Origin of the sequence: Neorhizobium sp. IRS_2294 (assembly GCF_050500145.1) — a bacterium.
Lineage (GTDB): Bacteria > Pseudomonadota > Alphaproteobacteria > Rhizobiales > Rhizobiaceae > Neorhizobium > Neorhizobium soli.
The window spans coordinates 1117687-1143431 of record NZ_CP191439.1; the positions used below are offsets into that span (position 1 = coordinate 1117687).

Sequence of the window (25745 nt, forward strand, 5' to 3'; positions counted from 1 at the left end):
AGGTCAGCGGACGTTATACCATTGGTCCGCAAAGAAAAGCCGATCTCCCCGTCGATACCGTTATGGGGTGTATGAAGCCGGACCGTCGTCCTGCGCATCGGCCGGCACCTCTTCCTCGACCACCTTATCGAAGGCAAGCTTGACGGCCTTGGTCATGTCGCGGCTGACCGCCCACCACTGGGCGCTCTTGATCCAGTAGCGCAGTGTCAGCTTGGCGCTGCCGGCATCGAATTCCGCAAGATAGGTGGTCGGTGCCGGGTTGCTCTCCACCCGCGTTTCCGCCTTGGCGATCGACTTGAGCTTGGCTTCGGCCTCGTCGAGGCTCTGGTCGGCCGACAGCGTCACCGAGATCTCGTGCCGGCGCGTGTGCAGGCGCGAATAGTTGGTGATCGGCACGTTCCAAAGCGTCGAATTCGGCGCCAGGCGATAAACGCCTTCGGCGGTGCGAAGCTCGGTTGCAAACAGGCCGACATCGACGATCGTGCCGCTGACATTGCCCGTCTCGATCGATTCGCCGACGCGGAACGGGCGCAGAACCAGAAGCATGATGCCGGCTGCGATATTCTGCAGCGTGCCCTGCAGGGCAAGACCGACGGCAAGGCCGATCGCGCCCAGTGCCGCAAGGACCGATGCCGTCTGGACGCCGAACTGGCCGAGCACCATCACCACGACGATGATCAGCACCGCGTAGCGGATGATGTTGGAGAAGAACTGCGCCAGCGTTGCGTCGATGCCGTTCACCCGCGACAGACCGTTATGCGCCCAGCGGCTGAGCAGGCGGGCGGCGGCCCATCCGACGATCAGAAGAAGAATGGCGCCGATGACCGAGAATGAATACTGGATGCCGAGGGCTGTGAGCTGTGAGAGTGCCGTACGAGTTGCGACGACGAAAGCCGATGCCTGTTCCATTCGGGGCCTGATCCTTTGCTGCAAAGAGGAGGCTAATTGGCGCGGGTGACTGTCAGGTCAAGGCAATCGGAGCGACGTTTCTCACCCGCCGCAAGGGATCAGGACGCGCGGTTTTCGATTTCGACCTGTGCCGTAACAGGCAGCACGAACGAGGCCCGACCATCGGTTTCAGCACCGCGCCCGATCCGCTTGATCGCCTGAACGAGCCGTCCGTCACGCTGCAAATGACGGTCGCCGATCTCAATCAGCCTTGTATTCGGCGTCGCATGCGGCGCGACCTTGCGCAGCCTTGTCGCGAGCTCGACCTCGTCCTGTTCAGGATAAAGTGCCAGCGACGCGATGACGGCAGCTGCCGGAGAGCGGGACACGCCCATCCAGCAATGCACGACGAGCGGTGCGGACTGATCCCAGTCTTTGACGAAGGCGATCAGCTGCTCCACATGTGCCTCGCTCGGCGCAATCAGAGTGCCGGTGCCGGCAAAGCCAATATCGTTCATCTTGAGCTTCAGGTGGCGCGCGGCGGCAATCACGGCAGGCCGGTGGAAATCCTGCTTTTCGGCAATCAGGCTCACCATCTCACGGGCGCCGTGGCGGACCGAGAGTTCAGCGATCTTGTCGAGCGGACAGACGATGATCCGGCTCATGCCGTCACACCGCGATCGGCTTCAAGCGCATGAAAGCGCTCGAGAAAGCGCGCCTGAGCATCGAGCGCCGGCATCGGCTTCAGTTCCAGCATGTCGCGGGTTATTCCACGCGGCACGCCGAAGAATTTCTGGGCTTCGGTGACGGAAAACCCGGCAAGCTCGGTCGCTTCGAAAAACGCGGCAACGGTGTCGGCCTTCTTGATCATCACCTTCAGCTCCTTGGTCGGATGCGGCGGCAGACCGAAGCGGATATGGATCGCAGCCTCGAGCCGCAATTCGACCGCCTTGTAACCGCCGCCGACTACCGACTTGAAGGGCGAGATCATGTCGCCGATGACGTATTCGGGTGCGTCATGCAACAGCGCCATCGCCATCGCCTCGCTGGAGGCATCGGGATTGGTGCGAGAGAAGATCTGCTCAACGATCAGGCTGTGCTGCGCCACCGAAAACGCGTGGTCGCCTTTGGTCTGGCCGTTCCAGCGCGCAACGCGGGCAAGCCCGTGGGCGATATCGGCAATCTCGACATCGAGCGGCGAGGGATCCAGCAGGTCGAGCCGGCGGCCGGAAAGCATCCGCTGCCAGGCGCGCATGGATTTCGATCCGCTCACGGCTCGGCCTCTTGCGTCGCTGTCGGGAACGACAGGTCGGTCCATTCCGGCAGCGAGAGAACGACGGTCACATCGCCCGCCGTCAGGGGAATACCATTGGCGATCGCATCGCCGACCCGGTCGATCCGCACGATTGCAAGCCCCTTGTTACCCAAGACAGATCCGAGCGTGCCGACCGGCTTGCCACCGGCCATGATGTCCGTGCCTGAGACGGGCAGGGCAGTCTCGCCTGCGACGAGCGCGACACGCCGCCGTGCCGTGCCACGGTGCTGCATGCGGGAGACGACTTCCTGCCCGACATAGCAACCCTTGCGGAACGACAGCCCGTCGGTCTTGTCGAGGAGAACGTCGTGCGGAAAGGTATCCTGCAGGGCATAGTCGAAGCCGGAGGCCGGAATGCCGGACGCGACCCGCAGCGTCTCGTACTCGGCTTCCGACGCGTCGATCGCGATGCCCTTGGGCTTTCCCGGATATCGCGACAAAGTCACGCCGGCTTTGGCAAACGCCGCATCCGCAGCACCGGTAACCGAACCATCGCCCCAGGTTACCGTCACGCCATCGGCATCGTCGGCTGCAATCGTCACGGCCGCCCGCAGCTTGTACATGGTGAGACGGCGCATCAGCGCGTCACGCTGGGCGGCATCGGTCTCGATCAGGAAATCGTCGCCGTCTCGGGAGATCATGAAGTCGAACAGGATCTTGCCCTGCGGCGTCAAAAGCGCGCCGGGACGGGCCGTCCGTTCAGGCAGGGATTCGATATCTGTCGTGATCAGGCTGTGGAGAAAATCGCGTGCATCGACACCGGAAACCCGGATCAGCTGGCGCGAGGAAAGATGGACGGCGGGCATGGCGGAAGGTCCGATTGTTGAGCCGGAAGGTCGAACCCGACAGGTAAGCCCTCCCGACCGCGCGAACAAGTGCAGTCGCGGTGCCGCAAGCTTCAGTCGCCGCCGGTGAAGAACTTCCACTGGCCGTCGGGCGACAGGCCGATGCGGTAGAAATTATAGGCGTCGTTTTCTTCCATGCCGATCATATCGCCGGCCGTAACGATCCGCAGCAACTCGACGCGCTCGGGTGGGGTGAGGGCAGAGATCGACTTGCCGGCGAAATACGGCCAGACGTAAACCTCTTCCGGCTGCCCCGCCTCGAGCCTCACGGCGCTGGCGGAGAGAAGGTCCATGACAATCGCCAGAATTTCCTGGCCGTCTGGATCGCCGGAAAAGTTCTTCAGCGCGCCGACCGGATCGTCGCCCTGATAATCCATAACCTGGGTCTGGTTCGGGCCGGGATTGGTCAGCGGCTTCAGCCGTTCGATATCGCCGGAGGCTGCGGCCTCGATCAAGGCGGCGCGCATTTTCTTGACAGGCTCAGGCAGCGTGGTCATGTCGCGGATGATGTCGGCTTGGATCGTGTCGGTCGCCGCAGCCGTTGGCTGGCCGGCGGCGGGTGCAGCGGGCGCTGCTACGGGCGCCTGGGCTGACCCGGTCGCCGGCACTTGCGGGCCCTCGAAAGCCTGCATGACGCCGGACGATGGCTTGCTGCCGCCTGTTTCACTCTGCGCTGTGGTGCTCAGCGCCAGCGCGGAAGCCGGTGCCATAACCTGCAAGCCGCAAAAACATGTTGCGGCAAGCCCCAGACGCAGACCGTTGAAATTTGTCATGATATGCATTCCGGCCGCCTTCCGAAGGGGAATTCTCGGCTTTTCTTGATGCCTGATAAGGATGTGCGAGATTACTGAACGATCCGTTCCGGCGAAAACTCTCCGGCCAGCATGCGGTTCTTCAGCGAATCCAGCAGCGCTTCGGCGCCGGTTTCGCCCAGCAGGCGGATCGTCTCGCGAATGGCACAGGCCATCGCGACATCAGCAATGATTTCAGCCTCGATGCCATCGGCACGGCCATCGGCCCAGGCTTCATTCTGATATTCCAACGCAGCCTGCATCTTCTCGTGGACGATCATGTCATCGATTTCGTTGCGGCCTGTCTGCATACTCTTGATCCTCGGTACCCGTATTAATTACTGACCCATTAAGAACTTTATCAGCCTTTTATCAAAACGACACGGCTTGAGGTCAAAAGAGGTAAATAAACCGCTAATTTCCGTAGCGACTGGCTATTTCGGCGGCAAGTGTTGCGCCTTCGGCACGGTAGAGTTCCTCAGCCATGCGTGCGGGTTCATTGCAGGACGTGTGAACCGCGGCAAACGAGCGGTAGCCGCGGTTGTAGGCGGCGGTCAAGCGTTCCCGCCGTTTAGGCTCGCTGGCGGTGTCAGAATCCAGCAATTTCTGCATGGATCCGCGCCAATCGTCACTGGTTGCACCGCAAAGCGACCGCAAATAAGTGACCGATCCCAGCACTTCCGCAAGCCGCATCATCTGCGAATCATACGGAGCCGGTTTTGATTCGGTTTCCGTCTGTGGCGCGGCCGTTGTCGCAGACGGCGCCTGCTTCGACGGTGCTTTCTGCGACTGGGCGCCAGCCGGCGCGGCGGCACAACTCAGCGCGATCGCAGCAACGATCGCGAATCGGTGGGAAGACGTGAGGAAAGACATCAGGCGGTGCATACGAACTCCTAACCGCGTTTCAGTTCCGCCGCCAGCCTTTCGGCGCACTCCAGCACGCTCGCAGGCACGGGAAGATTGCGGATCTCCTCAACCGAATACCATCCCGGATCGGCCGCATCGTCGGCGGCAATCGCTTCTCCTTCGGGGTCCGCTTCGACACGGAACACCGAGAGCGAGAAATGGCGGTTGTCGTCCTTGTCCTTCTTAAGGTCGTAGGTGGCAAACAGGGTCGGATTGCGCACAGCGATGCCGGTCTCTTCGAAGAATTCCCGCACCGCCGTCTCCGATGGCGTCTCGCCGGGCTCGGCCCGACCCCCTGGAAAGGCAAACAGATTGGCCGAGGGCGGGTTCAATCGCCGGATCAGCAGAAATTTGCCGTCACGTTCGAGAATGGCCGACGACGCGGCTTGCGGGGAGGGCGTGGCTGTTGTCATGGACTGCTGAAGCTTTGAAGAGCGATAAGGTCAGGATAGTGTAGGCGGGAATAGCCGCCCATCAAGGACATATCATGTCGCGCGCAAAAACCCTCTCTCACGGCATGACACGGCCCGAACCATGCCGGTGAACCTCAACGGCTGGACAGCATGAAAACTTATCTCCTCTACTCGCTCGCCGCCCTGTTCGAGATCGCCGGCTGCTTTGCCTTCTGGGCCTGGTGGCGGCTGGAAAAGCCGGCTCTGTGGCTGGTGCCGGGTATGGTGTCGCTCGCGCTGTTTGCCTGGGTGCTGACCTTCGTGCCAAGCGACGCGGCCGGGCGGACCTACGCCGCCTATGGATCGATCTACATTCTGGCCTCCATCCTCTGGCTCGCTGGCGTCGAGAACCGGATGCCCGACCGCTGGGACTTGATCGGCACCACCGTGTGCCTCCTCGGCGGCGCGATCATCCTCTTCGGTCCCCGCAGCGCCTGATCCGCTTGACGTCTGCCTACCCCAGTGCCATCTAATCTCGCATGTGCGGACGCTACGCCCTGACGGCGACTTCTGAGGAAATTCTGGAGGTCATGCAGGCGCTGGGGGAGGAAGGTTTCCCGGCCCGCTACAATATTGCCCCGACGCAGCCGATCCTGATCGTCATGCAGAACGAGCATGTGAAGCCCGGCAGCAATCTTCCGCCGCGTCGCGCCGTACTTGCCCGGTGGGGCCTGATTCCGGGCTGGGTCAAGGATATCAAGGACTTTCCCCTGATGATCAACGCGCGCTCCGAGACGGCGGCCGAAAAGGCGTCGTTCCGGGCCGCCATGCGTCACCGCCGCGTTCTCATTCCGGCCTCCGGTTTCTACGAATGGCGCCGGCCCCCGAAGGAGACGGGACTGCCCTCACAGCCCTTCTGGATCCGCCCGAAGAATGGGGGCGTCATCGCCTTTGCCGGGTTGATGGAAACCTACGCATCTGCCGATGGCTCGGAAGTCGATACCGCGGCGATCCTGACGACTGCTGCCAACCACGCCCTGCGGCCGATCCACGACCGCATGCCCGTCGTCATCGCGCCGGAGGATTTCGATCGCTGGCTGGATTGCAAGAACGGTGAGCCACGCCACGTGGCGGATCTGATGCGGCCGGTACAGGACGATTTCTTCGAGGCGTTTCCGGTATCAGATCTGGTCAACAAGGTGTCCAACATGGGCAAGGATCTGCAGAAACCGGTCGCGGTGGCACAGCCGCAGGAGAAGCCGCCAAAGGCATCCGGCAGCAGCGGCCAGATGTCGCTGTTTTGATCCGTTCCGACCGCGTCACACCATCCAGCCATCGAATCACGTCCTGAACGGATTTCCCCATGAACCTGATATCCGCCGGTTTTTCCGGCTTTGCGCTGGGCGGCTCGCTGATCGTGGCGATCGGCGCTCAGAATGCGTTTATCCTGCGCCAGGGGCTGATCCGCAGCCATGTCTTCGTGCTGTGCCTGATCTGTGCGGCATCCGACGCCTTGCTGATTGCCGCGGGCGTCGGCGGGCTGGGAACGATCGTGTCGCAGTCGCCTCTGCTGATCTCGGTGGTGACGCTCGGCGGCGCGCTGTTCCTTGCCACCTATTCGGCCATGGCATTCCGGCGGGCGGTAAAGCCCGGTGCGATGGTCGCCGGCGCGCCTGAGGGCATGGCACTCAAGGCGGCGGTGATGACCTGTCTCGCCTTCACCTTTCTAAACCCGCATGTCTATCTCGATACGGTCGTGCTGCTCGGCAGCCTGTCTGCGGCCTATCAAGGCCCGGAAAGGGTAGCCTATGGCGCGGGCGCGGTGATCGCATCTTTCGCCTGGTTCTTCGGTCTCGGCTACGGCGCCCGCTATTTGGCGCCGCTATTTGCCAGACCCGCCGCGTGGCGGGTGCTGGATGGCCTGATCGGCGTTGTCATGGGGTTGCTCGCGCTCGGGCTTCTCATAAGCTTCCTGCGCGGCGCCTGAGACGGATCAGCGAGCCGGGCTGAGCGTTGGCTTGCGCTTCAGCATCATCGCCGCAGCAGCAACGGCTTTGAGGCCGAGCGGACGGTAATGGCTGGAAAGGTCCGGCTTGGCTTCGATAATTGTCTTGTTGGTTTCGCTGCTCACGTCTGTCTCCTCACGAATCTCTGTTCCGCTCAAGGGCGGGCCGGCGCATTTCGCCGCCAATCCGGGCGGAATCATGGCTGCGGCTTTACGATGCGATAGAGAAAGAATGGACGCGCCAACTTGCCGCAAGCTGGGGCTGCGACGCAACAATTCGTGTGCGCCGCAGCATCAGTCGCAAGGGAAGGACGATCAGACGTGCGTGCGCTCGTCCTCGATGGTGATCGTGCCATAACGCTTTTTCCACGCACGGGCAGAAAACGGCAGAACACAGAGATAGGCAATCGCGGTGATTGCCAGGATTTCCCAGGTGTAGCTCATCAAGAGGCCGACATAGAGAACGGCCACAAGCATGATCGGCAGCATCAAGTCACGGCGGATGCGGCCCGACTTGCCCGACCAGACCGGCAGACGCGAGACCAACAAGAAGCCGATCAACAGCGTGTAGAGAACGCTGGCATACACGAAAAACTTCGTCTGTTCGACGCCGAGAAAACCGAGATAGACCGGCAGAAGCACGAGAAGCGCACCCATGGGTGCCGGGACGCCTACAAAGAACTCCGACTGCCAGGGCGCCTTGATGCCGCGGTCTTCCATCACGTTGAACCGGGCAAGCCGCAGGCCAGCCGCGATCGCATAGAGAAGTGCCGCTATCCAGCCGAAGGATTTCGCTCCGTCGAGCAGGAAGGCATAGGAAACGAGAACGGGCGCGACGCCAAAATTGATGATGTCGGCAAGCGAATCCATCTGCACGCCGAATTTCGACGTTGCCTTCAGAAGCCGTGCGATCCGACCATCGATCCCGTCGAGGAAGGCTGCCAGCAGCACCATCGCGACAGCGAGTTCGAACCGTCCCTCGAAGGCAAGTCTGATCCCGGTGAGGCCGGCGCAGATCGCCAGCACCGTGATCAGGTTGGGGATCATCAGGCGGACCGGGATCTCGCGGAGGCGCGGACCACGGGCCTCGTCGGTCGTATGGTTCTGTTCCGGCGGCGAGACGGGCGTCTCCATCAGATGATCTCCTTGCGTTTAGTTAGGCACGACGGCCGATGGTCGGACCCTTGGCGGAGCCGAATTCGGCCAATACGGTTTCGCCGCCGACCGCTCTCTGGCCAACCACGACGCGCGCCTGGCCACCGGCCGGAACGAAGACGTCAAGGCGCGAACCGAAGCGGATCAGGCCGAAGCGCTCACCGGCGCTGACCGGCTCGTTGGGCTTGACCCAGCAGACGATGCGGCGTGCCACGAGACCGGCGATCTGTACAACGCCGACGCGGCCGTGTGGGGTGTCGATGACAAGCCCGTTGCGCTCGTTGTCGCTCGACGCCTTGTCAAGTTCCGCGTTGACGAACTGCCCTTCGCGATACTCGATGCGTGTCACCTGGCCTCGAACAGGCGCGCGGTTGATGTGGCAGTCGAACACGTTCATGAAGACCGAGATGCGCAGCATCGGCTCGATGCCGAGATCCAGTTCGGCCGGCGGCACGACCAGAGCAACATGGCTGACGCGGCCGTCGGCAGGGCTGATGACGAGATCGTCATCCTGCGGTACGACCCGTTCCGGATCGCGGAAGAAGTAGGCGCACCAGAGCGTCAGCACCAGGCCGATCCAGAACAGCGGCTCGGCGAAGTAGCCGAGGATCAGCGAGACGACGAAAAAGATGACGACGAAAACGTAGCCTTCCTTGTGGATCGGCACGAGCGTGTTGCGGATGGTGTCGAAAAGATTGATCAACCCTTGGTTCTCCTCAATGGTCTGTGCTGCCTGCCTATAGAAAAACCCTATTTGCGGCAATCCGGTTCCGTCGATGCGCCCATGACGTCATACAACTTCCCGGTATAATTGACGGAATACACCGTTTGAAGCGCCCAGCGACCTCTGCTTGAACGCGGTTTATCCCTGACGCGTCAGTTTCCCAAAGGCCGAGCCTCGTCTCCTGACACTCGCCGACGCGGTGCATTGCCACAGAAATCTTCCCCTCAGCGAACCGCCTCAGGGTCTACCCAGCCCATCCAGGTCGAGAAGGCGAGCAGAGGCGAGCCGTAGAAGACCAGCACCAGCATATAGATGATGGCGATACCGCCGAGTACCAGCATCCGCCTGTTCGTATATCGTCTCATGCTGTTCTCCTGTTATTCTGCTGCCGTTACTCTGCAGCAGGTGCGCCGCGACGGACGATGCCGAGATCGTCGTTTTCGCGCACCTTCTTCAACTGCTCTTCCGCTTCCGTCGCCTCGCGCTGACGGTTCCACATCGAGGCGTAGAGGCCTTCCTGCTGCAGCAGCCCCGAATGGGTGCCGCGCTCGGCAATCTGGCCGTCGCGCAGAACGATGATCTCGTCGGCATTGATAACCGTCGAGAGGCGGTGGGCGATGACAAGCGTCGTCCGGTTCTTCGAAACGAGATCGAGTGCGGACTGGATCTCGTGCTCGGTCGTCGTATCGAGCGCCGAGGTCGCCTCGTCGAGAATGAGGATCGGCGGGCTCTTCAAAACCGTGCGGGCAATCGCCACGCGCTGCTTTTCGCCGCCCGAGAGTTTCAGCCCGCGTTCGCCGACCTTTGTCTCGTAGCCATCCGGCAGAGCCTTGATGAACCGGTCGATCTGAGCGATCTCGGCAGCCGCCTGGACTTCGGTATCCGAGGCACCCGGCCGGCCGTAGCGAATGTTGTAGACGACCGTGTCGTTGAACAGCACCGTATCCTGCGGCACCATGCCGATGGCCGAGCGAAGCGACTTCTGCGTCACGTTGCGCACATCCTGGCCGTCGATGGTGATCGATCCGCTCTGGATATCGTAGAAGCGATAGAGCAGGCGCGAAATGGTGGATTTGCCAGCACCCGAAGGGCCGACGATCGCCACCGTCTTCCCGGCCGGCACGTCGAAGGAGATGCCTTTAAGGATCGGTCGTGCCGGATCATAGGAGAACTGCACGTCGCGAAAGGCGATGGCGCCTTTTTCAGGTCCCTGTCCGATGACAAGATCCTTCGCGTCCGGCCGGTCCACGACTTCTGCTTCGACTTCAAGAAGGTCGAACATCTGCTCGATATCGGTCAGCCCCTGGCGGATTTCGCGGTAGACGAAGCCGATGAAATTAAGCGGAACCGCGAGCTGCATCAGCAGCGCGTTGACGAACACGAAATCGCCAATCGTCTGGTCGCCGCGCTGCACGGCAAGCGCCGACATGATCATAATCACTGCCTGTCCCAGCCCGAAGATCACGCCCTGGCCGAAGTTCAGCCATCCGAGCGAGGTCCAGACGTCGGTCGCGGCCTTTTCATAGCGCTCCATGGAGGAATCGAAGCGCTTGGCTTCCATGTCCTCGTTGCCGAAATATTTCACCGTCTCGAAGTTGAGAAGCGAATCGATGGCTTTTGTGTTCGCCTCGGTATCGTTGTCGTTCATCGTCCGGCGGATGGAGATGCGCCAGTCGCTGGCCTTGATCGTGAACCAGATATAGGCGGCAACCGTAACAGCCGTGACGGCGAGGTAGGCGAACCCGTAGGCGGCCCAGAATATGATCGCCGTCAGCAGGAATTCGATCACCGTCGGCACCGAATTGAGGATGGTGAAACGAACGATCGTTTCGATGCCCTTCGTGCCGCGTTCGATGATGCGCGACAGGCCGCCGGTCTTGCGTTCCAGGTGAAAGCGCAGCGAAAGCTGATGCATGTGCACGAAGGTCTTGTAGGCAAGCTGGCGCACCGCGTGCTGGCCGACCGAGGCAAACAGCGCGTCACGCAGCTGGTTCAGACCCACCTGCAGGATGCGGGTAAAGTTGTAGGCGACGACCAGCACGACGGCGCCCAGCAGAAAGACCGGCAGGATGCCCGCCATGTCGAGCTTGCCGTTTAGCGCATCCGTCGCCCACTTGAAGAAATAGGGGACAGAGATCAGCACCAGCTTTGCCAGGAGCAGAAACACCGTCGCCCAGATGACGCGCGCTTTCAGATCCGCGCGTCCGACCGGCCACATATAGGGCCACAGGTTGACGAGTGTGCTGAAGGGATTGCCGCTATCCGCAGATACGGTCTTCTTTTTTGCTGCCATGGATTTTACCTGAATCTGAGGGCGAAGAAACGCCTTCCCGGCAAATAGGCTGCGCAGGGCCATGTTGCAAATGAAACTCGCATGAAACCTCATCTGGCCTCATCGGTCGAAAGTAGGTATGACTACGGAGTGTATAAGTCCGAATTGCGAGGCGGAGGAGGTCTGGCTATTCGAGGGAAGCTCGCATTGGGAGGAATATCATGCGCTTCAAGACGATTGCCGTTGCGACTGCCCTGAGCACTCTTCTGTGGGGAGCCTCGGCCGGCGCGGCTTTCACTGCCTATACGGTGGTCAAGCATGTACCGCATCTAAATATACTGGAAACGGTCACAGCACTTGTCGAGCGCAACAGTCTTTCACTGCACGTTGCCGCCCATTCACTGGCAGTCACGCCGTCGCAACTGATGATCGGTGATCGGTCGTAAGTCTGTTTTCCTGCAGAGTGTTGCACCGATAGCCGCCGCCGCGACGTGAGGCTCAACCTCCCGCATTCCCGTGAAGAGCACAGGAATGTGGAGATTGGGGAGCCCGAAGCATTGGCCCTGCGGCTTTAAGTCGTTTTTCAGATGCCTTGGAGCCGCGTCATCATTTGCGATGCTGGATCCGTTCGCGGTGCAGCTCTTCCGAATCCGGCCGGAACTCCTCCGGCACGCCGAAGATCTGGCCGGGCTGGATGATGTCGGGGTTGCGGATCTGATCCTCGTTGGCGAGGTAGATCGTCGTGTAGCGCACGCCCTGGCCATACATCCGGCGCGAAATCTGCCACAGCGTATCGCCACGTCGGATGATCACCGAATTGCGTTCGCTTTGCGTCAGTGGTGCCTGCTGGAACGTCTTTGTGCCGTCGACGCCTGTGGCGGGAGCAGCCGGCGTGCCGGCCATTTCCTGTTCGTTGCCACCATCCATCTGCCGTGCCATGGCGGGCCCGACGGCGCGGGCGATCATGGCACCGAGGTCCTTGAGGGCTGCGCCAACCGCGGCAACGTCGTTTGGAACCTTGTCGAGTGCGGCAAGTGCTGACGCTGCATCCTTGGCGGCATTGTCGGCAACGGAGCGGGCGGAAACGGAAGCGTCGGCCGGCAGGCGGTATTCGGTCAAAGACTTGAGCGTAATCGATGTGGACGAACGTGCCGCCGCCATCTGTTCGCCGCTCGGCACCTTGCCGTCGGCGTAGAGGTTCTGCAGCAGGTTGAAGGCGCGTACCACTTCGTTGCGAAGCTTCTCGAAGGCGCCGCCATCGATCGTCGACATCGGGCTTGAAACTGCGGGGGCTGCGACTGCCGCCACCTGTTCGCCGGCCGGACGGTTGAACGGAACCTCGACCATGACGGTGCGCTGGCCGGCACCGTTCAGTGCCTCGACGCTGATCCGGTGATCACCGACCGAAAGCTGCGTGTTGCCCTCGATGACGAAATGGCCGTTGCCGCCTGCGCGCGACTGGCCGACGGGCTCGCCGTCGACAAGACCGCGCACCGTGACACCCGAGCGGGCGATGCCGGCGATAAAGATTTTCGAGCCTTCAAGCTCGACGGCGGTGATCTGCAAATCCGGTGTTCCAGCCGGAGCAGGCGTCGCGTCGGGAGCCGCGGTCGAGGACGGAGCAGAGACGTTTGGCGCGCTGGATGCGATCTGCGACGATGCCTGCGGCAAGGCCGGAGTGACGGCTGGCGTCTGAGACTGACCCGCAGCCGTCTGGCCTGCAGTGGACGGCGCAGCGCCAGGGGCAGGGGCAGGGGGTGTCGGTGATGTCGCGGCATTTGGTACGGCAGGCGCAGACGCGTTCGGCGTCGCGATGACCCGGCTCGCTTTGCCCGGCGTCGTCACCATGGCAAGCAGCTTGCCGGTCTTCGGATCGCTGGGTACGGAGACCGTCGCGGTCTCGTCCGAGACGACCGTCTTGCCGTCCTTGCCGGTGGCTTTGAGAACCAGCTGGTGATCGCCCGGCGGCAAAGGTTTGTCGAGAACGGCTGCAAAATCGCCGCTCGGGCCGACGTCGATCTTGGCGACGACCGAGTTGCCACTGGAGATTTCGAGTGTCGAATTGGGCAGCGCGCGGCCGGCAATCACGGCCGAACCGTCGGGCTCGACGCGCAGCACGTCAAAGGCGGGCTTGGCTGGCGTTTGGGCAGCGTTCGGCTGGGCGGTGACCGGGCTTGTCGCGCTCGGTGCAGCTGTTACTGCGGGTGCGGCCGGAGCGGAGGGCGCTGCCGGAGCGGAAGGGGTTGCCAGGGGAGATACGGGAGCGGCCGGCGTCGTCGCGGGCACGGATGCCTGCTCCTGCGGCTTCGGCGCGTCCGGAGAATTCGGTGCGTCTGTCGGCTTCACCGCCTGCTTCGTGCTCTCGACCGCGTCCTTGACCGCATCGCCGGCAGCGTTGATCGCATCGCCGAGCGGTTTGGCATTATGGTTGATCCGCGGCAGCACGAAAAAGACCATCAGCAGCGATGCGATGGCGAGTACGACCAGAGCGAGCCAACCGGCGCGGTTTTTCATGAGCAAAGCCTTTTCCCGATGGACCCTCCATCGTCTTTCCGGATTATCCGTTTCCTCCAGTCATAACAAGCTTTTCCAGTGTTTCAGCCTTGCTCTGCGCAGTATTTCCAGCCAAATCTCGTGGTTGGTGCTTTGCGTGCCAACCCTTTGAAGTGCCTGATGGAGAAAACTGTGCCAATACGATCCATATGCGTTTACTGCGGCTCGCAGCCGGGGCGCGATCCCGCCTATATCCAGGCCGGCCGCGCGCTCGGAAAATCCATTGCAGCCCATGATCTCAGGCTGGTCTATGGCGGCGGCACCAAGGGCATCATGGGTGCGGTTGCTGCAGGCGTTCTGGCGCATGGCGGCAAGGTCACGGGCATCATTCCGGACTTTCTTGTCGATATGGAGGCAACCCGCCATTCGCTCGGCCAGCTCGACGAACTGATCGTGACCAAGGACATGCATGAGCGCAAGCACAAGATGTTCGAACGCTCCGATGCCTTCGTCACACTTCCGGGCGGCATCGGCACTCTGGAAGAGATCGTCGAGATCATGACCTGGGGCCAGCTCGGCCGTCATGAGAAGCCGATGGTGTTTGCCAATATCGGCGGTTTCTGGGATCCGATGCTGTCGCTCGTCACCCATATGCGCGAGGAAGGCTTCATCCACCGGAGGCATCTGGTACAGCCGATGGTGATCCCTGACGTGGATGACATCGTGCCGGCCATTCTCGACCGCGACGAACAGCAGGCCGCGTCAAAGGGCGAAGCCGCCGTCATCTCGAAACTCTAAGGGTTTAAGGCTTCCGCCTAGGGCAGGGGACAGGAGCACCGCATGCCAGACTGGAATATCCTGTTCGCCTTCCTTGTGACGACGTCCATCTTCGCCTTCATTCCGGGACCCGCGATGCTTTACGTAGCGGCCCGCACGATGGTTGCCGGACGCAAGGCGGGCATGATGGCGGTGCTCGGCGTCCATCTCGGATCCTACGCGCATATCGTTGCGGCAGCTGCAGGGCTCTCGGTTCTCTTTCACGCCGTCCCAGTAGTTTATGCGCTAGTGAAGCTTGCAGGCGCGATCTACCTGGTCTGGCTCGGCATTTCCCTGTTTCGCGCGAAGGCTGCGGGTTCAGGCGATCTGCAGGCGGAGACGCCGAGATCCGCCCGAAAGGCATTTGCCGAAAGCATCGTCGTCGAGGTTCTCAACCCGAAGACGGCGATCTTCTTCCTGGCCTTCCTGCCGCAGTTCATCGACAGCGCAGCCAGCTTTCCGGTCTGGGTTCAATTCGTGGTTCTGGGACTGGCCGTCAGCGTGATCTTCACGATTGCCGATATCTTCGCCGTCGCCCTTGCCGGCCTGGTGATGGCACGGCTCAATCGATCGACGACCGCGCAAAAGCTTGCCCAGCGAGCAGGCGGCACCATCCTGGTTGGTCTCGGCGCGCATCTTGCGCTGCAGAGAAGCTAGAGACGCGTCAGTCGACGATGAAGAGCTTGGCGCCCAGTGTCGTCGAGGACCGGTGCGGTTCGGCGCTGTCGGCCACCTGATAGCTCATGCCGGGTTTCAGCACAAATACGCGTCCATCGGCAAGTTCGGTCGTCATCTCACCTTCGAGGCACAGCAGGATATGGCCTTTCTCGCACCAGTGGTCGGCGAGGTAGCCCGGCGAATGCTCCACCATCCGCACCCGGATTGGTCCGAAATGGCGGGTGCGCCAGGTCGAGTGTCCGGTGTCACCCTTGTGGACGGTCGGCTCGATCTGCGACCAGTCCGTCGTGCCGAAGGGGATATCTGACATCTGCATGAACGAAATCTCCTGAGGGGCGGTCAGCGGCTGCGAAGGTCCCGCAGCATCGCCAGCGTATAGACCGCAAGTGCCGACCAGATAAACACGAAGGCTGTGAGCTTGATGCCGCTCAACGGCTCCTTGAAGATAAACACGGCGGTCAGAAAGATCATTGTTGGTGCGATATACTGCATGATGCCGATGGTCGAAAGCTTCAGCAGCTTGGTGGCATTGGCATAGATCATCAGCGGCACGGCTGTCGCTATACCGGCAAAGGCAAGAAGGGCCGCATCATAGCCGACACCGTTCAGGAAGTGGCCCTGGCCCGTCGCTTCCAGCCAGATGAGGTAGGGCAGCATCGGAATGCTGATCAGAAGCACTTCGAGGAAAAACCCCTGGTTCGGACCGATCGGCAGCGTCTTGCGGAAGAGGGCATAGAAGCCCCAGGTAAATGTCAGCGCCAGCGACACCCACGGTAGACCGCCCGAACCCCAGGTGAGGATTGCGACGCCGACCACGGCAAGCCCGATCGCTGCCTTCTGCATCGGCAAAAGCTTTTCCTTCAGCACCAGCGCTGCCATCAGGATACTGAACAGCGGATTGATGAAATAGCCGAGCGCGGCATCGATCGCATGACCGTTCGAGACCGCCCAGACATAGATACCCCAGTTGGCGGTGATGAAGGCGGCGGTGACGCAGGCCATGCCGAGCATGCGCGGCGTCCGGATCGCGGTCTTTACATCCCCGGTGCGTCCGAGAATGATCAGCACGAGGCCGGCGATCGGCACCGACCAGATGGCGCGGTGCGCCAGCACTTCCAGCGCCGGAAGATGCGCGACCGCTTTCAGGTAGAAGGGAAGGACGCCCCACAGGAGATAGGCGGTGATGCCGAAGGCAAAGCCGCGCGGCGTGTCCTCGTTCTTCGCTCCCGCGGGTTGTGCGGCGAGGGGAACGGTATCGGTGGCCATCAGGGCGTTTCCGGCAATTTGTTATCGTTGGCTGGCGGGATACACCAAGGCAGAGCCCCCGGCCAATTCATTTCTGTGAAGCATGGATCAGTGGTGCGACCGCTCCAACCTTCACTTCGGCCTCAGCGTGATCACGGTCAGTTCGGAGGGCACGCCGAGCCTCAGCGCAAAACCGATCCACAGGGCTGTACCGTTATTGACATAGAGCGACATCTGATCGACGTCGTAGAGACCGGACACGAAGCCGTTGTTGAAGCGGGCGATAAGGCGATCGAACCCCCAGATCATGCCGCCATGGGTATGGCCGGACAGCTGCAGATCGGCCCCGGCCTCTGCCGAAAGCTTCGCATCGCGTGGCTGGTGATTGAGGAGGATGACCGGAACATCAGCCGGCGCACCTGATAGCGCCTTGCCGACGTCAGGGCCTTCCAGGCCGAACCGGGTGGCGTTGAGATCGTTGACGCCGGCCAGCACCATCTGCGCACCGCCGCGCGACAGAACGACATGGCCGTTGGAAATGGTGCGAAGGCCAAGCGTCTCGTATTGCCGCATCCAGTCGTCATGGCCGAAGTAATATTCGTGATTGCCCGGAATGGTGAAGACGCCGTCCGGAGCGCGCAGTTTGGCAAGCGGGGCAACATCCAGATTGCGGGCCTGCAGATCGCCATCGATCAGGTCGCCAGTGATGACGATGAGGTCGGCATTCTGGGCATTGGCCTTGGCTACCGTCTCTTCGACCCATGGCGCCTGAAACAACCGGCTGATGTGAAGATCCGTCAGCTGGATCAACCGGTAGCCATCAAACTGCGCCGGCAGGTCGGCGATCCGGATCTCGACTTCCTTGACCGGCGGCACCCGGATCGCCTGATTGACGGCAAAAGCTGCAAGCGACATGGCGAGCGCACCGATCCCGTAGCGTAGCCCGACCGGTATCCGGATCCGGCGCCGGCGAAGTGCTGCCGTGACAAGCGCGACCAGATCGAGCACCAGCTGAAATATGCCAAGCAACAGGATCATGCCCGCCATCCAGTTGACGATGATCATCGTCATCCGCGGCACTTCAGGCGAAAACATCGTGCCAAACACAATCCGGCTGATCAGGCTGTGCTGGAACACCACCATCAGCACGACGGCGATCGTTCCATTCGCCCAGCGGGGCCAAGGCAGCGGCAGAAGGAAGCGGAGGACGACGTAGAGGCACAGAAGGGCTTTGGCGAGATGAAACACGTCGATGGGGCTCGGCTTCAGGAGGATGCGATAAGGCAGGGAGCCCTAACTGTGCCGGCCGGCGGTTAATCTCAACCGGCATAACGGGATGTTGATCGGGAGGGGTGAGGCATTGGCGGGAGCCGAATGCGGGGCGAGACGCCCCGCAAGCTTCGCATTTATGCCTTCCCCGCAAACCGATCCGTCGCCCGGATCAGTTGATCCGTAATCCCCGGTTCCGATACGGCATGTCCAGCGCCTTCGATGATGTGGAAATCTGCGTCGGTCCAGACCTTCGACAACTGGTAGGCGTATTTGAGCGGGCAGGGCATGTCGTAACGGCCGTGCACGATGATGCCCGGAATGCCCTTGAGTTTTGTCGCATCACGCAGCAGCTGGCCTTCGTCAAGCCAGCCGGCATTCATGAAGAAGTGGTTTTCGATGCGCGCGAAGGCGATGGCGTAATGGTCTTCGCCGAAGCCTTCGGTCAGCGCCGCATCGGGAAGCAGGGTGATCGTCGATCCCTCCCAGATGCTCCAGGCCTTGGCCGCCTCGAGCTGCGCTGCCGTGTCTGATCCTGTCAGGCGGCGGTGATAGGCGGCCATCATCTCGTGGCGCTCGTCCTCGGGGATCGGCGCGAGAAACGCCTCGTATTTTTCGGGAAACATTTCCGAGACGCCGAACTGGTAGTACCAGTCGAGCTCGGCTCTGGTGAGCGTATAGATGCCGCGCAGCAGCAGCTCGCTTACCCGCTCGGGATGTGTCTCTGCATAGGCGAGGCCGAGCGTCGAACCCCAGGATCCACCAAACACCTGCCACTTGTCGACGCCGACCATCTCGCGCAGCCGCTCGATATCGGCGACCAGATGCCACGTCGTGTTGGCCTCAAGGCTTGCATGCGGCGTCGACTTGCCGCAGCCGCGCTGGTCGAACAGAAGGATGTCGTAGAGTTCAGGATCAAACAGCCGTGACTGGATCGGCGTGATGCCGCCGCCGGGGCCGCCATGCAGGAAGACGACGGGTTTTGCCCCCTTCGTGCCATGCCGTTCGAAATAGATCGAGTGACCGTCGCCAACATCGAGCGTGCCGGTCTCAAAGGCAGTCGTTGCCGGGTAGAGCGTGCGCAGCACTTCCGTCATAGATGCAGACCTTTCGCGGGCCAGTTTTCCGTATCGTGATCGGGGTGCTGGAAGGAGATGATCTGCTCCTGCTTCGAATAATAGTCCGTATCGCCGGTATGCACCGGAGCGTCGAAGATCGTATCCACCCAGGGCAGCCGGAAAGTGTGGTTGACCTGCACCTGCGGCATCAGGTCGTCGCGCTCGTCAAAGGCGCCGATGGCGATATCAAGGCTGGTCGGTGTGCGATAGGTCAGCGGCGTGCCGCATTCCGCGCAAAAGCCGCGGTCGATATTGATCGATGACTGGAAGTATTTTGGCTCCCCGCGGGTCCACTCGACCCCGGTTTCCGCACCGTCCTGTGGTGCTGAGACAAGCGGCCCGAAGAACCCGCCGAACGCCTTCTGGCACATCCGGCAATGGCAGATGGAGGCACGACCAAGCTGTCCTTTGATCCTGAAACGCACGGCACCGCACTGGCACCCGCCGGTTCTCGGCTGGCCGGCTTTTTCCGTCTCACTCATGCATCGTCCTCCTTCGTCATTCCGCGATCGGCGGGAACTGGTTGCCACGTCTGTGTATCGTGATCCGGATGCTGGTTGGAAACGATATCATTGAGGAAAGGCGCCTCGTCGATATCATCCATCGTATCGTGCCCGGGCAGGGTGTGCAGATGATCCACGAACGCCACCTTGCCTTCGGTGCCATACTGGACCGACGGTGGCAGCACCGACGGATCGTCGAAAGCACCGGCCGAGACCGCAATGCCATCCGCCGCCTCATAGGTCAGCGGAGTGCCGCAATTGTCGCAGAAGCCGCGCCGCACATGGTTCGAAGAGTGGAAATATCTCGGCTGTCCGCGCGTCCATGAAAAGCCGGTGCCGCGGGTGGAGACGAGGGGCGCATAATAGGCACCGAACGCCTTCTGACACATGCGGCAATGGCAGATCGAAACATGGTCGGGCTTGCCGTCGAGGCGAAAACGCAGGGCGCCGCACTGACAGCCGCCGGTGTAAATGTCATGGCTCGTCATGCATTGCCCCGTAGCGAGGTCTGACGGCCGCGACTGCCCACAGGGTTTGGTTGGCGCTCTGCACTCATGTCATCCTCCCCTCATCCTTTGGGTGGTCCCGTGCGAAAAGCATAGGACCACCCCGCCCACGCGGCAAGCGTTAGCGCTTTACCTCCCAGGTGGTCACCCGTTCGCCGGTCTCGGCGTTCTTGCCATCCTTCAGCTGGATACCCTTGGTTGACAATTCGTCACGGATGCGGTCGGCTTCGGCGAAGTTCTTCGCTTTGAGCATTTCGAGCCGCAGCGCGACGAGCGCATCCACCGCTTCGGCAAGCGCCCCGTCCACTTCCGTCTTTTCCGGCGCGACGCCGAGAAGGACGGCACTGGCGGCAAACATCGGCAGCAGCGTGCTGTCGGCATTGGCTTCCTGCGCCAGTGCGTGGATGCGCTGGATCGCGGCAACCGTGTTGAGGTCGTCGGCGAGCGCGTCGAGGACGATCGGGCAGGGCTGCGTGCCCGAAGGAATTTCGGCAAGGTCGACGGCCGGCCATTTGGCAATAAGCCGCTCGGCCTCCTCGATGCGCTTGATCGAAAAGTCGATCGGTTCGCGGTAATGCGTCATCAGCATGGCGAGGCGCAGCACCTGGCCCGGCCACTTGCGGCCGCCGAATGTGTCGGTATCCAGCAACTGGTTGATGGTAATGAAATTGCCGTCGGACTTCGACATCTTGCGGCCTTCGACCTGCACGAAGCCGTTATGCATCCAGACATTTGCCATCACGTCGGTGCCGTGGGCGCAGCGCGACTGGGCAATCTCATTCTCATGGTGCGGAAAGATCAGGTCCAGCCCGCCGCCATGGATGTCGAAGACTTCGCCGAGATAGCGGCCGCTCATTGCCGAGCATTCGATATGCCAGCCGGGGCGACCGCGTCCCCAGGGGCTGTCCCAGCCGGGTTCGGTGTGGGAGGAAAGCTTCCACAGCACGAAATCACCCGGGTTCTTCTTGTGCGCATCAACAGCGACGCGCGCACCCGCCTGCTGCTCGTCCAGCGGACGCTTGGAAAGCTGGCCGTAATCGGCCATCGACTTGGTGTCGAACAGCACTTCGCCTTCGGCGACATAGGCGTTGCCGTTGCCGACCAGCTTTTCGATGATGGCGATCATCTGCGCGATATTGTCCGTGGCGCGCGGCTCGATGCTGGGCTCAAGGCAGCCAAGGGCCGCGACGTCGTCGTGAAACTGCTTCGCCGTCTTTTCGGTCACCGCATGGATTGCATCGTTGAGCGCAAGATGCGGAAAATCGCGCAGCGCCCGGGCGTTGATCTTGTCATCCACGTCGGTAATGTTGCGCGCGTAGGTCACGTGGGCGTCGCCATACACGTGCCGCAGCAGCCGGAATAGCACATCGAACACGATCACCGGCCGGGCGTTACCGATATGGGCGAAATCATAGACCGTCGGGCCGCAGACATACATGCGCACGTTGTCGGCATCGATGGGCTCGAACGCCGTCTTCGCGCGGATCAAGGTATTGTATAGCTTGAGCGTGACGCTCATCGAAAAATCTCCCAACATCCTGACGTCGCATGCATCTATGGCGAGCGGACCAGAGCGTTTGTCTTCAAAGCTTTTCGAGAGACGAAAACGGCCAGGCCAGCGCTTTACGCTGAGCGAATAATGATCCCGCAGATGGAAATCGCCGTGTTCATCCGTCGTTTATGGCGCGAGGCCACTGTTTGGTCAAGAGATTTGCTGATGCGTTCCCGGTCCGAAATCCCATCGAAAAAGCTGTTGAAAAGAGGTTTTCACCGCCCGCGTTTAGTTAGCGGTTAATCTTAACCAAAACCTGTGTTTTGCGTTCTGTCCATTCTGCCTAATATTAGAAATCACTGATGAAGAGTGCGAGGCAGGTCATGGACGTAAGAACGACCTTCGTGGGAAAGCCGCTTGATCCGGGTGAGCTGGAACGGCTGGCGCGAATATACAACGTCGCGCGCTGGATGACCGGTCGCTCCAGGCACGATCCGTCCGCAGCCAGGCTGGCGGCCATGGCAATCCGCTTCTACCAGCTCGGCGTGCGCGACGACGATGTTCTTCTCGAAAAGGTGCTCAGCACCCATTCGGCTCTCACGAGCAACTGAGATGTCCGAACGGCGTGCGACCTAATTTCGGGTTCCCGCCCACACGCGTGACAACGTCTTGCGCGCCAGGAATGCGGTGACGGCAACCGCAACAAGGATTACGCCGATGGCTGCGAGCATGTGAACATGCAGTCTCAAATGTCCAAACAGCGCCTCAACCGCGTTGCCGAACAGGTACCCGATCGCCGTTATCCCGACGCCCCAGACGAATGCGGCGACGAGATTGAGAAAGAAGAAGCGAAGAGGCGAGATGCCGGAAAGTCCGATCATCAAGGGACTGACGGTGCGGATGCCGTAGATGAAACGGAACGAGAGGATGAAGCCCGTCGGATGCGCCGCAAGCAGGGTGCGGACGCGTTCTGCAGCCTTTACCCGCATCATCCGCTGGACGATTGCCACGCGGTTGGCGTGGCGGCCCGCAAAAAACAGAGCCTGGTCAGCGATCAGCGATCCCAAGAACGCACCTGCCGCGGCCTGCCAGTAGGGCATGAGGCCGCGGTGGGAAATCACGCCGCCGAGAAACGCTGCCGTCTCGCCCTCGACAGCCGCTCCCAGAAACACGGCCACCGGTCCATACTCACCGATCAACTGTTCCAGGCTCATGACTAGATTCCCCCCAAACGTCCGGGCTGTCGGTCTATCCGGTTATTCCGGCATTCTGAAATCGACGAACCGGTTTTCGCGCACCACGAACATGCGGCCGCTGTCGGTAAGCTCTGGCGAGGCGAGGAAGAGGATCTTCTGCGCCACCTCTGAAGGGTGCGGCAGCGTTTGCGGATCTTCGCCAGGCACGGCCTGCGCCCGCATCGCGGTCCTCGTGGCGCCCGGGTTGACCATGTTGACCTTGAGCGTCGTGTGGGTGTTTTCCGCAGCCCAGATGCGGCCCATGGTTTCGACAGCGGATTTCGAGATCGCGTAGGCACCCCAGAAGGCCGGTGCCTTGGCAGCAGCGCCCGACGAGAAGAGCAGGGCACGACCGGCATCGGAGCGCACAAGCAGCGGCTCCACCGATCGGATCAGCCGCCACATCGAGGTGACATTGGTCAGCATCACCTTTTCGAACACTTTCGCCTCGATATGCCCGAGCGGCGAAATTGTACCAAGGATGCCGGCATTGGCGACCAGGATGTCGAGCTTGCCCCAGCGTTCGAAGATCGAGGCACCCAGCCGGTCGATCGCCTCCATGTCGGTCAGATCAAACGGCACGAGCGTCGCCGAACCACCGACGGCCTTGATCGCGTCATCCAGCTCTTCCAGCCCGCCGACGGTGCGTGCGGTGGCGATCACATGCGCGCCGGCCTTTGCCAGCTCCAGTGCCGTGAAGTAACCGATGCCGCGCGAGGCGCCGGTCACCAGCGCAATCCTACCCTTCAAGTCGATCGTCATTGTTCCATCCCTGCCAGTCGCGACCAAAAAAGAAGGCCGCGTTCCCGCAGCCTTCTAAAACGTTCATGATCGATTGAAAACCATTCAGCCGTTACTGGCCAGAAGCGAGACCTTGCGGCCGACCGCTTCACCGTCCTTGTCGAGTAGACGCGTCGGGTAGTCGCCGGTGAAATAATGGTCGGTGAACTGCGGCCGTGCATCGTTGCGGTCTTCGCCGCCGACAGCGCGGTAAAGCCCGTTGATCGACAGGAATTCGAGCGAGTCCGCGCCGATATATTTGCACATCGCTTCGAGGCTGTCGTACTGGTTGGCCAGCAGCTTTTCACGGTCCGGCGTGTCGATGCCGTAGAAATCGGGATAGTAGATCATCGGGCTTGCGACGCGCAGGTGAACTTCCTTGGCGCCGGCATCGCGGATCATCTGGACGATCTTCAGCGACGTGGTGCCGCGCACGACCGAATCGTCGACCAGCACGACGCGCTTGCCCTCGATCATCGCTCGGTTGGCGGAGTGCTTCAGCTTCACACCGAAAGCGCGGATCTGCTGGGTCGGCTCGATGAAGGTGCGACCGACATAATGGTTGCGGATGATGCCGTATTCGAACGGAATGCCGCTCTCCTGGGCGTACCCAAGAGCTGCTGGCGTGCCGCCATCGGGAACCGGCACGACGACATCAGCTTCGACAGGCGCTTCCTTGGCGAGGTTGATGCCCATGTTCTTGCGCGCCACATAGACCGAGCGGCCGCCGACAACGGAATCGGGACGAGCGAAATAGACGTATTCGAACAGGCAGAGCCGTTCCGGCTGGCCATTGCCGGCCTTGCGGGCATCGATCGAGATCGAGCCGTCTGACTGGATCTCGCAGATGATTACTTCGCCGTTTTCGACGTCGCGGATGAACTTGGCACCGATAATGTCGAGTGCGCAGGTTTCGGAGGCAAACACAGGCTTGCCGTCGAGTTCGCCCATCACGAGGGGACGGATACCGGTCGGATCACGCGCCGCGATCAGCTTAGTGCGGGTGATGGCAAGCATCGAATAACCGCCTTCCATCTGCCTGATGGCATCGATGAAGCGGTCTGCGGTGGAGGAGTAGCGCGAGCGCGCGATGAGGTGAAGGACGACTTCCGTGTCGGATGTCGACTGACAGATGGCGCCGCCGGCGATCAATTGCCGGCGCAGCGTGAGACCGTTGGTGAAATTGCCGTTGTGGGCAATCGCGATACCGCCGACTTCCAGTTCCGCAAACAGCGGCTGGACGTTGCGAAGAGCGACTTCGCCGGTTGTTGAATAGCGGTTGTGGCCGATCGAGATATTGCCGGGAAGCTTCGCGAGCGTGACCGGGTCCGTATAGTGATCGCCGACCAGGCCCATCCGGCGCTCCGAATGGAAGCGCAAACCGTCGAATGAGACGATACCGGCGGCTTCCTGACCGCGATGCTGCAGGGCATGCAGGCCGAGCGCCGTCAGCGTTGCCGCATCCGGGTGACCGAGGACGCCAAACACGCCGCATTCTTCATGAAGGGTGTCTTCGTCCCATACGTTGGAGCGGTTGACATCGAATGTTTGCGATCCCGGCTGCTGCATCTGGCCGTACCCTTTCAGGAAAAATGGAAAGGCTGGCCGAGGGAGATTTCCCCCGGAGACCAGCCCGTCTATCATCAGATTTCGAATGTTACCACAAATGGTGATGGTGTGCGCTGCATCAAGCGCAACACAGCGTCAATTATTTGTAACCGGTGCGTCTTCGGCCGGCGTCTGGTCGGTACCAACAGCGCCATCCACAGGCGCTTCTTCCTTGCCGAGGATACGGGCGCGGATCTGCGGCTCGATATCGGCTGGCAGCACGGCTTCGAGGCGTCCGACCAGCGTATCGAGGAACGGCTTCGACTTGGCGTTGGTGACCCAGGTCGGCTGGGCACTTTCAGCGACCAGCCAGTTCCAGAAGGCAACGGCCACGACGAGAAGCAGGATGCCGCGGGCAGCGCCGAACAGGAAGCCGAGCGTGCGGTCGAGCGCACCGATGCGGCTGTCGATGATGAAGTCGGCAATGCGCGATGTGATGAAGGAGATGATGATCAGCGCCACGAGGAAGATGACGCCCGCCGAACCGGCAATGGCGATGCGGTGATCGGATGTGTACTTTTCCGCGTATGGCACGAGCAGCGGATAGAGATAGTAGGCAGCGGCAATGGCGCCGGCCCAGCTTGCGATCGACAGAACTTCGCGGGAGAAACCGCGAACCATGGCAAGCACGGCCGAAAACAGGGTGACGCCGATGACAATACCGTCAAAGATGGTGATGGGCATGTAAACTCTACTCCAGAACCTGCCG

General features: G+C 61.3%; 32 protein-coding genes. 7 read left to right on the forward strand and 25 right to left on the reverse strand.

Going from position 1 to position 25745, the window contains the following annotated elements:
- Positions 1–60 precede the first annotated feature (60 nt).
- The 8 genes from ACQY1K_RS05320 to ACQY1K_RS05355 all read right to left on the reverse strand — a co-directional run bounded on the left by ACQY1K_RS05320 (position 61) and on the right by ACQY1K_RS05355 (position 5158).
- Positions 61–909 carry a mechanosensitive ion channel family protein gene (locus ACQY1K_RS05320; protein WP_430258477.1) on the reverse strand — a complete coding sequence of 283 codons (849 nt, stop codon included), beginning with the start codon at positions 907–909 and terminating at the stop codon, positions 61–63.
- Between the two features lie 98 nt (positions 910–1007).
- Complete coding sequence (locus ACQY1K_RS05325; RefSeq protein WP_184654838.1) at positions 1008–1553, reverse strand: tyrosine phosphatase family protein; 546 nt, start codon at positions 1551–1553, stop codon at positions 1008–1010.
- A complete protein-coding gene (locus ACQY1K_RS05330; protein ID WP_244631397.1) occupies positions 1550–2143 on the reverse strand; it encodes a YfbR-like 5'-deoxynucleotidase in 594 nt (197 codons plus the stop codon). Before ACQY1K_RS05330 ends, ACQY1K_RS05325 begins: the two co-directional genes overlap by 4 nt.
- A gap of 14 nt (positions 2144–2157) precedes the next feature.
- Positions 2158–3009, reverse strand: coding sequence for a YgfZ/GcvT domain-containing protein (locus ACQY1K_RS05335; protein WP_430258478.1), 852 nt, complete (start codon positions 3007–3009; stop codon positions 2158–2160).
- A gap of 92 nt (positions 3010–3101) precedes the next feature.
- Positions 3102–3821 carry a hypothetical protein gene (locus tag ACQY1K_RS05340; protein ID WP_430258479.1) on the reverse strand — a complete coding sequence of 240 codons (720 nt, stop codon included), beginning with the start codon at positions 3819–3821 and terminating at the stop codon, positions 3102–3104.
- 71 nt (positions 3822–3892) lie between these two features.
- On the reverse strand, positions 3893–4150 hold the full coding sequence (locus ACQY1K_RS05345) for a hypothetical protein (protein WP_062453374.1): 258 nt from the start codon (positions 4148–4150) through the stop codon (positions 3893–3895).
- 103 nt (positions 4151–4253) lie between these two features.
- Positions 4254–4724 carry a TIGR02301 family protein gene (locus ACQY1K_RS05350; RefSeq protein WP_244474014.1) on the reverse strand — a complete coding sequence of 157 codons (471 nt, stop codon included), beginning with the start codon at positions 4722–4724 and terminating at the stop codon, positions 4254–4256.
- A gap of 8 nt (positions 4725–4732) precedes the next feature.
- Positions 4733–5158, reverse strand: a complete 426-nt coding sequence (locus ACQY1K_RS05355) for an NUDIX hydrolase (RefSeq protein ID WP_062579812.1) — start codon at positions 5156–5158, stop codon at positions 4733–4735.
- 150 nt (positions 5159–5308) lie between these two features.
- On the opposite strand from ACQY1K_RS05355, the gene ACQY1K_RS05360 reads away from it, so the two are divergent.
- The 3 genes from ACQY1K_RS05360 to ACQY1K_RS05370 all read left to right on the forward strand — a co-directional run bounded on the left by ACQY1K_RS05360 (position 5309) and on the right by ACQY1K_RS05370 (position 7124).
- Complete coding sequence (locus ACQY1K_RS05360; protein WP_062579814.1) at positions 5309–5635, forward strand: YnfA family protein; 327 nt, start codon at positions 5309–5311, stop codon at positions 5633–5635.
- Between the two features lie 41 nt (positions 5636–5676).
- Positions 5677–6441, forward strand: coding sequence for an SOS response-associated peptidase (locus ACQY1K_RS05365; RefSeq protein ID WP_430250243.1), 765 nt, complete (start codon positions 5677–5679; stop codon positions 6439–6441).
- Positions 6442–6506: 65 nt separating this feature from the next.
- Positions 6507–7124, forward strand: coding sequence for a LysE/ArgO family amino acid transporter (locus ACQY1K_RS05370; protein ID WP_430258927.1), 618 nt, complete (start codon positions 6507–6509; stop codon positions 7122–7124).
- Between the two features lie 6 nt (positions 7125–7130).
- Here ACQY1K_RS05370 and ACQY1K_RS05375 read toward each other — a convergent pair whose 3' ends face one another.
- The 5 genes from ACQY1K_RS05375 to ACQY1K_RS05395 all read right to left on the reverse strand — a co-directional run bounded on the left by ACQY1K_RS05375 (position 7131) and on the right by ACQY1K_RS05395 (position 11314).
- The gene (locus tag ACQY1K_RS05375) at positions 7131–7268 is read right to left on the reverse strand and encodes a hypothetical protein (protein WP_430258480.1); all 138 of its coding nucleotides are present in this window, start codon (positions 7266–7268) and stop codon (positions 7131–7133) included.
- Positions 7269–7457: 189 nt separating this feature from the next.
- On the reverse strand, positions 7458–8276 hold the full coding sequence (locus tag ACQY1K_RS05380; RefSeq protein ID WP_062453369.1) for a CDP-alcohol phosphatidyltransferase family protein: 819 nt from the start codon (positions 8274–8276) through the stop codon (positions 7458–7460).
- A 22-nt stretch (positions 8277–8298) separates the two neighbouring features.
- The gene (locus ACQY1K_RS05385; protein WP_180215429.1) at positions 8299–9000 is read right to left on the reverse strand and encodes a phosphatidylserine decarboxylase; all 702 of its coding nucleotides are present in this window, start codon (positions 8998–9000) and stop codon (positions 8299–8301) included.
- A 245-nt stretch (positions 9001–9245) separates the two neighbouring features.
- Complete coding sequence (locus ACQY1K_RS05390) at positions 9246–9386, reverse strand: hypothetical protein (protein WP_156461813.1); 141 nt, start codon at positions 9384–9386, stop codon at positions 9246–9248.
- A gap of 26 nt (positions 9387–9412) precedes the next feature.
- A complete protein-coding gene (locus ACQY1K_RS05395) occupies positions 9413–11314 on the reverse strand; it encodes an ABCB family ABC transporter ATP-binding protein/permease (RefSeq protein WP_062453368.1) in 1902 nt (633 codons plus the stop codon).
- Positions 11315–11514: 200 nt separating this feature from the next.
- On the opposite strand from ACQY1K_RS05395, the gene ACQY1K_RS05400 reads away from it, so the two are divergent.
- Positions 11515–11739, forward strand: a complete 225-nt coding sequence (locus ACQY1K_RS05400) for a hypothetical protein (protein ID WP_062453367.1) — start codon at positions 11515–11517, stop codon at positions 11737–11739.
- A gap of 160 nt (positions 11740–11899) precedes the next feature.
- On the opposite strand, the gene ACQY1K_RS05405 is transcribed toward ACQY1K_RS05400, so the two are convergent.
- Positions 11900–13807 (reverse strand): LysM peptidoglycan-binding domain-containing protein, encoded by a 1908-nt coding sequence (locus ACQY1K_RS05405; protein WP_192086778.1) that lies wholly within the window; start codon positions 13805–13807, stop codon positions 11900–11902.
- Positions 13808–13966: 159 nt separating this feature from the next.
- On the opposite strand from ACQY1K_RS05405, the gene ACQY1K_RS05410 reads away from it, so the two are divergent.
- Positions 13967–14584, forward strand: a complete 618-nt coding sequence (locus ACQY1K_RS05410; protein ID WP_430258481.1) for a TIGR00730 family Rossman fold protein — start codon at positions 13967–13969, stop codon at positions 14582–14584.
- A gap of 42 nt (positions 14585–14626) precedes the next feature.
- Positions 14627–15259: a LysE family translocator gene (locus ACQY1K_RS05415; RefSeq protein ID WP_430258482.1), complete on the forward strand. Its 633-nt coding sequence runs from the start codon at positions 14627–14629 to the stop codon at positions 15257–15259.
- 7 nt (positions 15260–15266) lie between these two features.
- Here the strand turns inward: ACQY1K_RS05415 and ACQY1K_RS05420 are convergent, their stop codons facing one another.
- The 7 genes from ACQY1K_RS05420 to cysS all read right to left on the reverse strand — a co-directional run bounded on the left by ACQY1K_RS05420 (position 15267) and on the right by cysS (position 21440).
- Positions 15267–15596 (reverse strand): DHCW motif cupin fold protein, encoded by a 330-nt coding sequence (locus tag ACQY1K_RS05420; protein WP_062579824.1) that lies wholly within the window; start codon positions 15594–15596, stop codon positions 15267–15269.
- A gap of 23 nt (positions 15597–15619) precedes the next feature.
- Positions 15620–16546: an EamA family transporter RarD gene (gene rarD / locus ACQY1K_RS05425; protein ID WP_113111110.1), complete on the reverse strand. Its 927-nt coding sequence runs from the start codon at positions 16544–16546 to the stop codon at positions 15620–15622.
- A gap of 111 nt (positions 16547–16657) precedes the next feature.
- A complete protein-coding gene (locus tag ACQY1K_RS05430; RefSeq protein ID WP_430258483.1) occupies positions 16658–17773 on the reverse strand; it encodes a metallophosphoesterase in 1116 nt (371 codons plus the stop codon).
- Positions 17774–17931: 158 nt separating this feature from the next.
- Positions 17932–18891 carry a prolyl aminopeptidase gene (pip, locus tag ACQY1K_RS05435; protein ID WP_430258484.1) on the reverse strand — a complete coding sequence of 320 codons (960 nt, stop codon included), beginning with the start codon at positions 18889–18891 and terminating at the stop codon, positions 17932–17934.
- On the reverse strand, positions 18888–19394 hold the full coding sequence (locus ACQY1K_RS05440) for a GFA family protein (protein ID WP_430258485.1): 507 nt from the start codon (positions 19392–19394) through the stop codon (positions 18888–18890). Before ACQY1K_RS05440 ends, pip begins: the two co-directional genes overlap by 4 nt.
- Positions 19391–19903, reverse strand: a complete 513-nt coding sequence (locus tag ACQY1K_RS05445) for a GFA family protein (protein ID WP_430258486.1) — start codon at positions 19901–19903, stop codon at positions 19391–19393. Before ACQY1K_RS05445 ends, ACQY1K_RS05440 begins: the two co-directional genes overlap by 4 nt.
- Before the next feature lie 139 nt (positions 19904–20042).
- A complete protein-coding gene (gene cysS / locus ACQY1K_RS05450; protein WP_430258487.1) occupies positions 20043–21440 on the reverse strand; it encodes a cysteine--tRNA ligase in 1398 nt (465 codons plus the stop codon).
- A gap of 356 nt (positions 21441–21796) precedes the next feature.
- Here cysS and ACQY1K_RS05455 point away from each other — a divergent pair, with 356 nt between their 5' ends.
- A complete protein-coding gene (locus ACQY1K_RS05455; RefSeq protein ID WP_062453357.1) occupies positions 21797–22024 on the forward strand; it encodes a hypothetical protein in 228 nt (75 codons plus the stop codon).
- A gap of 21 nt (positions 22025–22045) precedes the next feature.
- On the opposite strand, the gene ACQY1K_RS05460 is transcribed toward ACQY1K_RS05455, so the two are convergent.
- The 4 genes from ACQY1K_RS05460 to ACQY1K_RS05475 all read right to left on the reverse strand — a co-directional run bounded on the left by ACQY1K_RS05460 (position 22046) and on the right by ACQY1K_RS05475 (position 25720).
- Positions 22046–22627: a DedA family protein gene (locus ACQY1K_RS05460; protein WP_430258488.1), complete on the reverse strand. Its 582-nt coding sequence runs from the start codon at positions 22625–22627 to the stop codon at positions 22046–22048.
- A 42-nt stretch (positions 22628–22669) separates the two neighbouring features.
- Positions 22670–23410, reverse strand: coding sequence for an SDR family NAD(P)-dependent oxidoreductase (locus tag ACQY1K_RS05465; protein WP_430258489.1), 741 nt, complete (start codon positions 23408–23410; stop codon positions 22670–22672).
- Positions 23411–23494: 84 nt separating this feature from the next.
- Complete coding sequence (gene purF / locus ACQY1K_RS05470; RefSeq protein WP_062579838.1) at positions 23495–24997, reverse strand: amidophosphoribosyltransferase; 1503 nt, start codon at positions 24995–24997, stop codon at positions 23495–23497.
- A gap of 135 nt (positions 24998–25132) precedes the next feature.
- Complete coding sequence (locus tag ACQY1K_RS05475; protein WP_062579839.1) at positions 25133–25720, reverse strand: CvpA family protein; 588 nt, start codon at positions 25718–25720, stop codon at positions 25133–25135.
- Positions 25721–25745: the final 25 nt, after the last annotated feature.

Excerpts from the sequence above, each read along its gene's own strand:
- ACQY1K_RS05320 (WP_430258477.1), bottom strand. The coding sequence starts at position 909 with ATGGAACAGGCATCGGCTTTCGTCGTCGCAACTCGTACGGCACTCTCA.
- ACQY1K_RS05325 (WP_184654838.1), bottom strand. The coding sequence starts at position 1,553 with ATGAGCCGGATCATCGTCTGTCCGCTCGACAAGATCGCTGAACTCTCG.
- ACQY1K_RS05330 (WP_244631397.1), bottom strand. The coding sequence starts at position 2,143 with ATGCGCGCCTGGCAGCGGATGCTTTCCGGCCGCCGGCTCGACCTGCTG.
- ACQY1K_RS05335 (WP_430258478.1), bottom strand. The coding sequence starts at position 3,009 with ATGCCCGCCGTCCATCTTTCCTCGCGCCAGCTGATCCGGGTTTCCGGT.
- ACQY1K_RS05340 (WP_430258479.1), bottom strand. The coding sequence starts at position 3,821 with ATGACAAATTTCAACGGTCTGCGTCTGGGGCTTGCCGCAACATGTTTT.
- ACQY1K_RS05345 (WP_062453374.1), bottom strand. The coding sequence starts at position 4,150 with ATGCAGACAGGCCGCAACGAAATCGATGACATGATCGTCCACGAGAAG.
- ACQY1K_RS05350 (WP_244474014.1), bottom strand. The coding sequence starts at position 4,724 with ATGCACCGCCTGATGTCTTTCCTCACGTCTTCCCACCGATTCGCGATC.
- ACQY1K_RS05355 (WP_062579812.1), bottom strand. The coding sequence starts at position 5,158 with ATGACAACAGCCACGCCCTCCCCGCAAGCCGCGTCGTCGGCCATTCTC.
- ACQY1K_RS05360 (WP_062579814.1), top strand. The coding sequence starts at position 5,309 with ATGAAAACTTATCTCCTCTACTCGCTCGCCGCCCTGTTCGAGATCGCC.
- ACQY1K_RS05365 (WP_430250243.1), top strand. The coding sequence starts at position 5,677 with ATGTGCGGACGCTACGCCCTGACGGCGACTTCTGAGGAAATTCTGGAG.
- ACQY1K_RS05380 (WP_062453369.1), bottom strand. The coding sequence starts at position 8,276 with ATGGAGACGCCCGTCTCGCCGCCGGAACAGAACCATACGACCGACGAG.
- ACQY1K_RS05390 (WP_156461813.1), bottom strand. The coding sequence starts at position 9,386 with ATGAGACGATATACGAACAGGCGGATGCTGGTACTCGGCGGTATCGCC.
- ACQY1K_RS05395 (WP_062453368.1), bottom strand. The coding sequence starts at position 11,314 with ATGGCAGCAAAAAAGAAGACCGTATCTGCGGATAGCGGCAATCCCTTC.
- ACQY1K_RS05400 (WP_062453367.1), top strand. The coding sequence starts at position 11,515 with ATGCGCTTCAAGACGATTGCCGTTGCGACTGCCCTGAGCACTCTTCTG.
- ACQY1K_RS05405 (WP_192086778.1), bottom strand. The coding sequence starts at position 13,807 with ATGAAAAACCGCGCCGGTTGGCTCGCTCTGGTCGTACTCGCCATCGCA.
- ACQY1K_RS05410 (WP_430258481.1), top strand. The coding sequence starts at position 13,967 with ATGGAGAAAACTGTGCCAATACGATCCATATGCGTTTACTGCGGCTCG.
- ACQY1K_RS05415 (WP_430258482.1), top strand. The coding sequence starts at position 14,627 with ATGCCAGACTGGAATATCCTGTTCGCCTTCCTTGTGACGACGTCCATC.
- ACQY1K_RS05420 (WP_062579824.1), bottom strand. The coding sequence starts at position 15,596 with ATGCAGATGTCAGATATCCCCTTCGGCACGACGGACTGGTCGCAGATC.
- rarD (WP_113111110.1), bottom strand. The coding sequence starts at position 16,546 with ATGGCCACCGATACCGTTCCCCTCGCCGCACAACCCGCGGGAGCGAAG.
- pip (WP_430258484.1), bottom strand. The coding sequence starts at position 18,891 with ATGACGGAAGTGCTGCGCACGCTCTACCCGGCAACGACTGCCTTTGAG.
- ACQY1K_RS05440 (WP_430258485.1), bottom strand. The coding sequence starts at position 19,394 with ATGAGTGAGACGGAAAAAGCCGGCCAGCCGAGAACCGGCGGGTGCCAG.
- ACQY1K_RS05445 (WP_430258486.1), bottom strand. The coding sequence starts at position 19,903 with ATGACGAGCCATGACATTTACACCGGCGGCTGTCAGTGCGGCGCCCTG.
- cysS (WP_430258487.1), bottom strand. The coding sequence starts at position 21,440 with ATGAGCGTCACGCTCAAGCTATACAATACCTTGATCCGCGCGAAGACG.
- ACQY1K_RS05455 (WP_062453357.1), top strand. The coding sequence starts at position 21,797 with ATGGACGTAAGAACGACCTTCGTGGGAAAGCCGCTTGATCCGGGTGAG.
- ACQY1K_RS05460 (WP_430258488.1), bottom strand. The coding sequence starts at position 22,627 with ATGAGCCTGGAACAGTTGATCGGTGAGTATGGACCGGTGGCCGTGTTT.
- ACQY1K_RS05465 (WP_430258489.1), bottom strand. The coding sequence starts at position 23,410 with ATGACGATCGACTTGAAGGGTAGGATTGCGCTGGTGACCGGCGCCTCG.
- purF (WP_062579838.1), bottom strand. The coding sequence starts at position 24,997 with ATGCAGCAGCCGGGATCGCAAACATTCGATGTCAACCGCTCCAACGTA.
- ACQY1K_RS05475 (WP_062579839.1), bottom strand. The coding sequence starts at position 25,720 with ATGCCCATCACCATCTTTGACGGTATTGTCATCGGCGTCACCCTGTTT.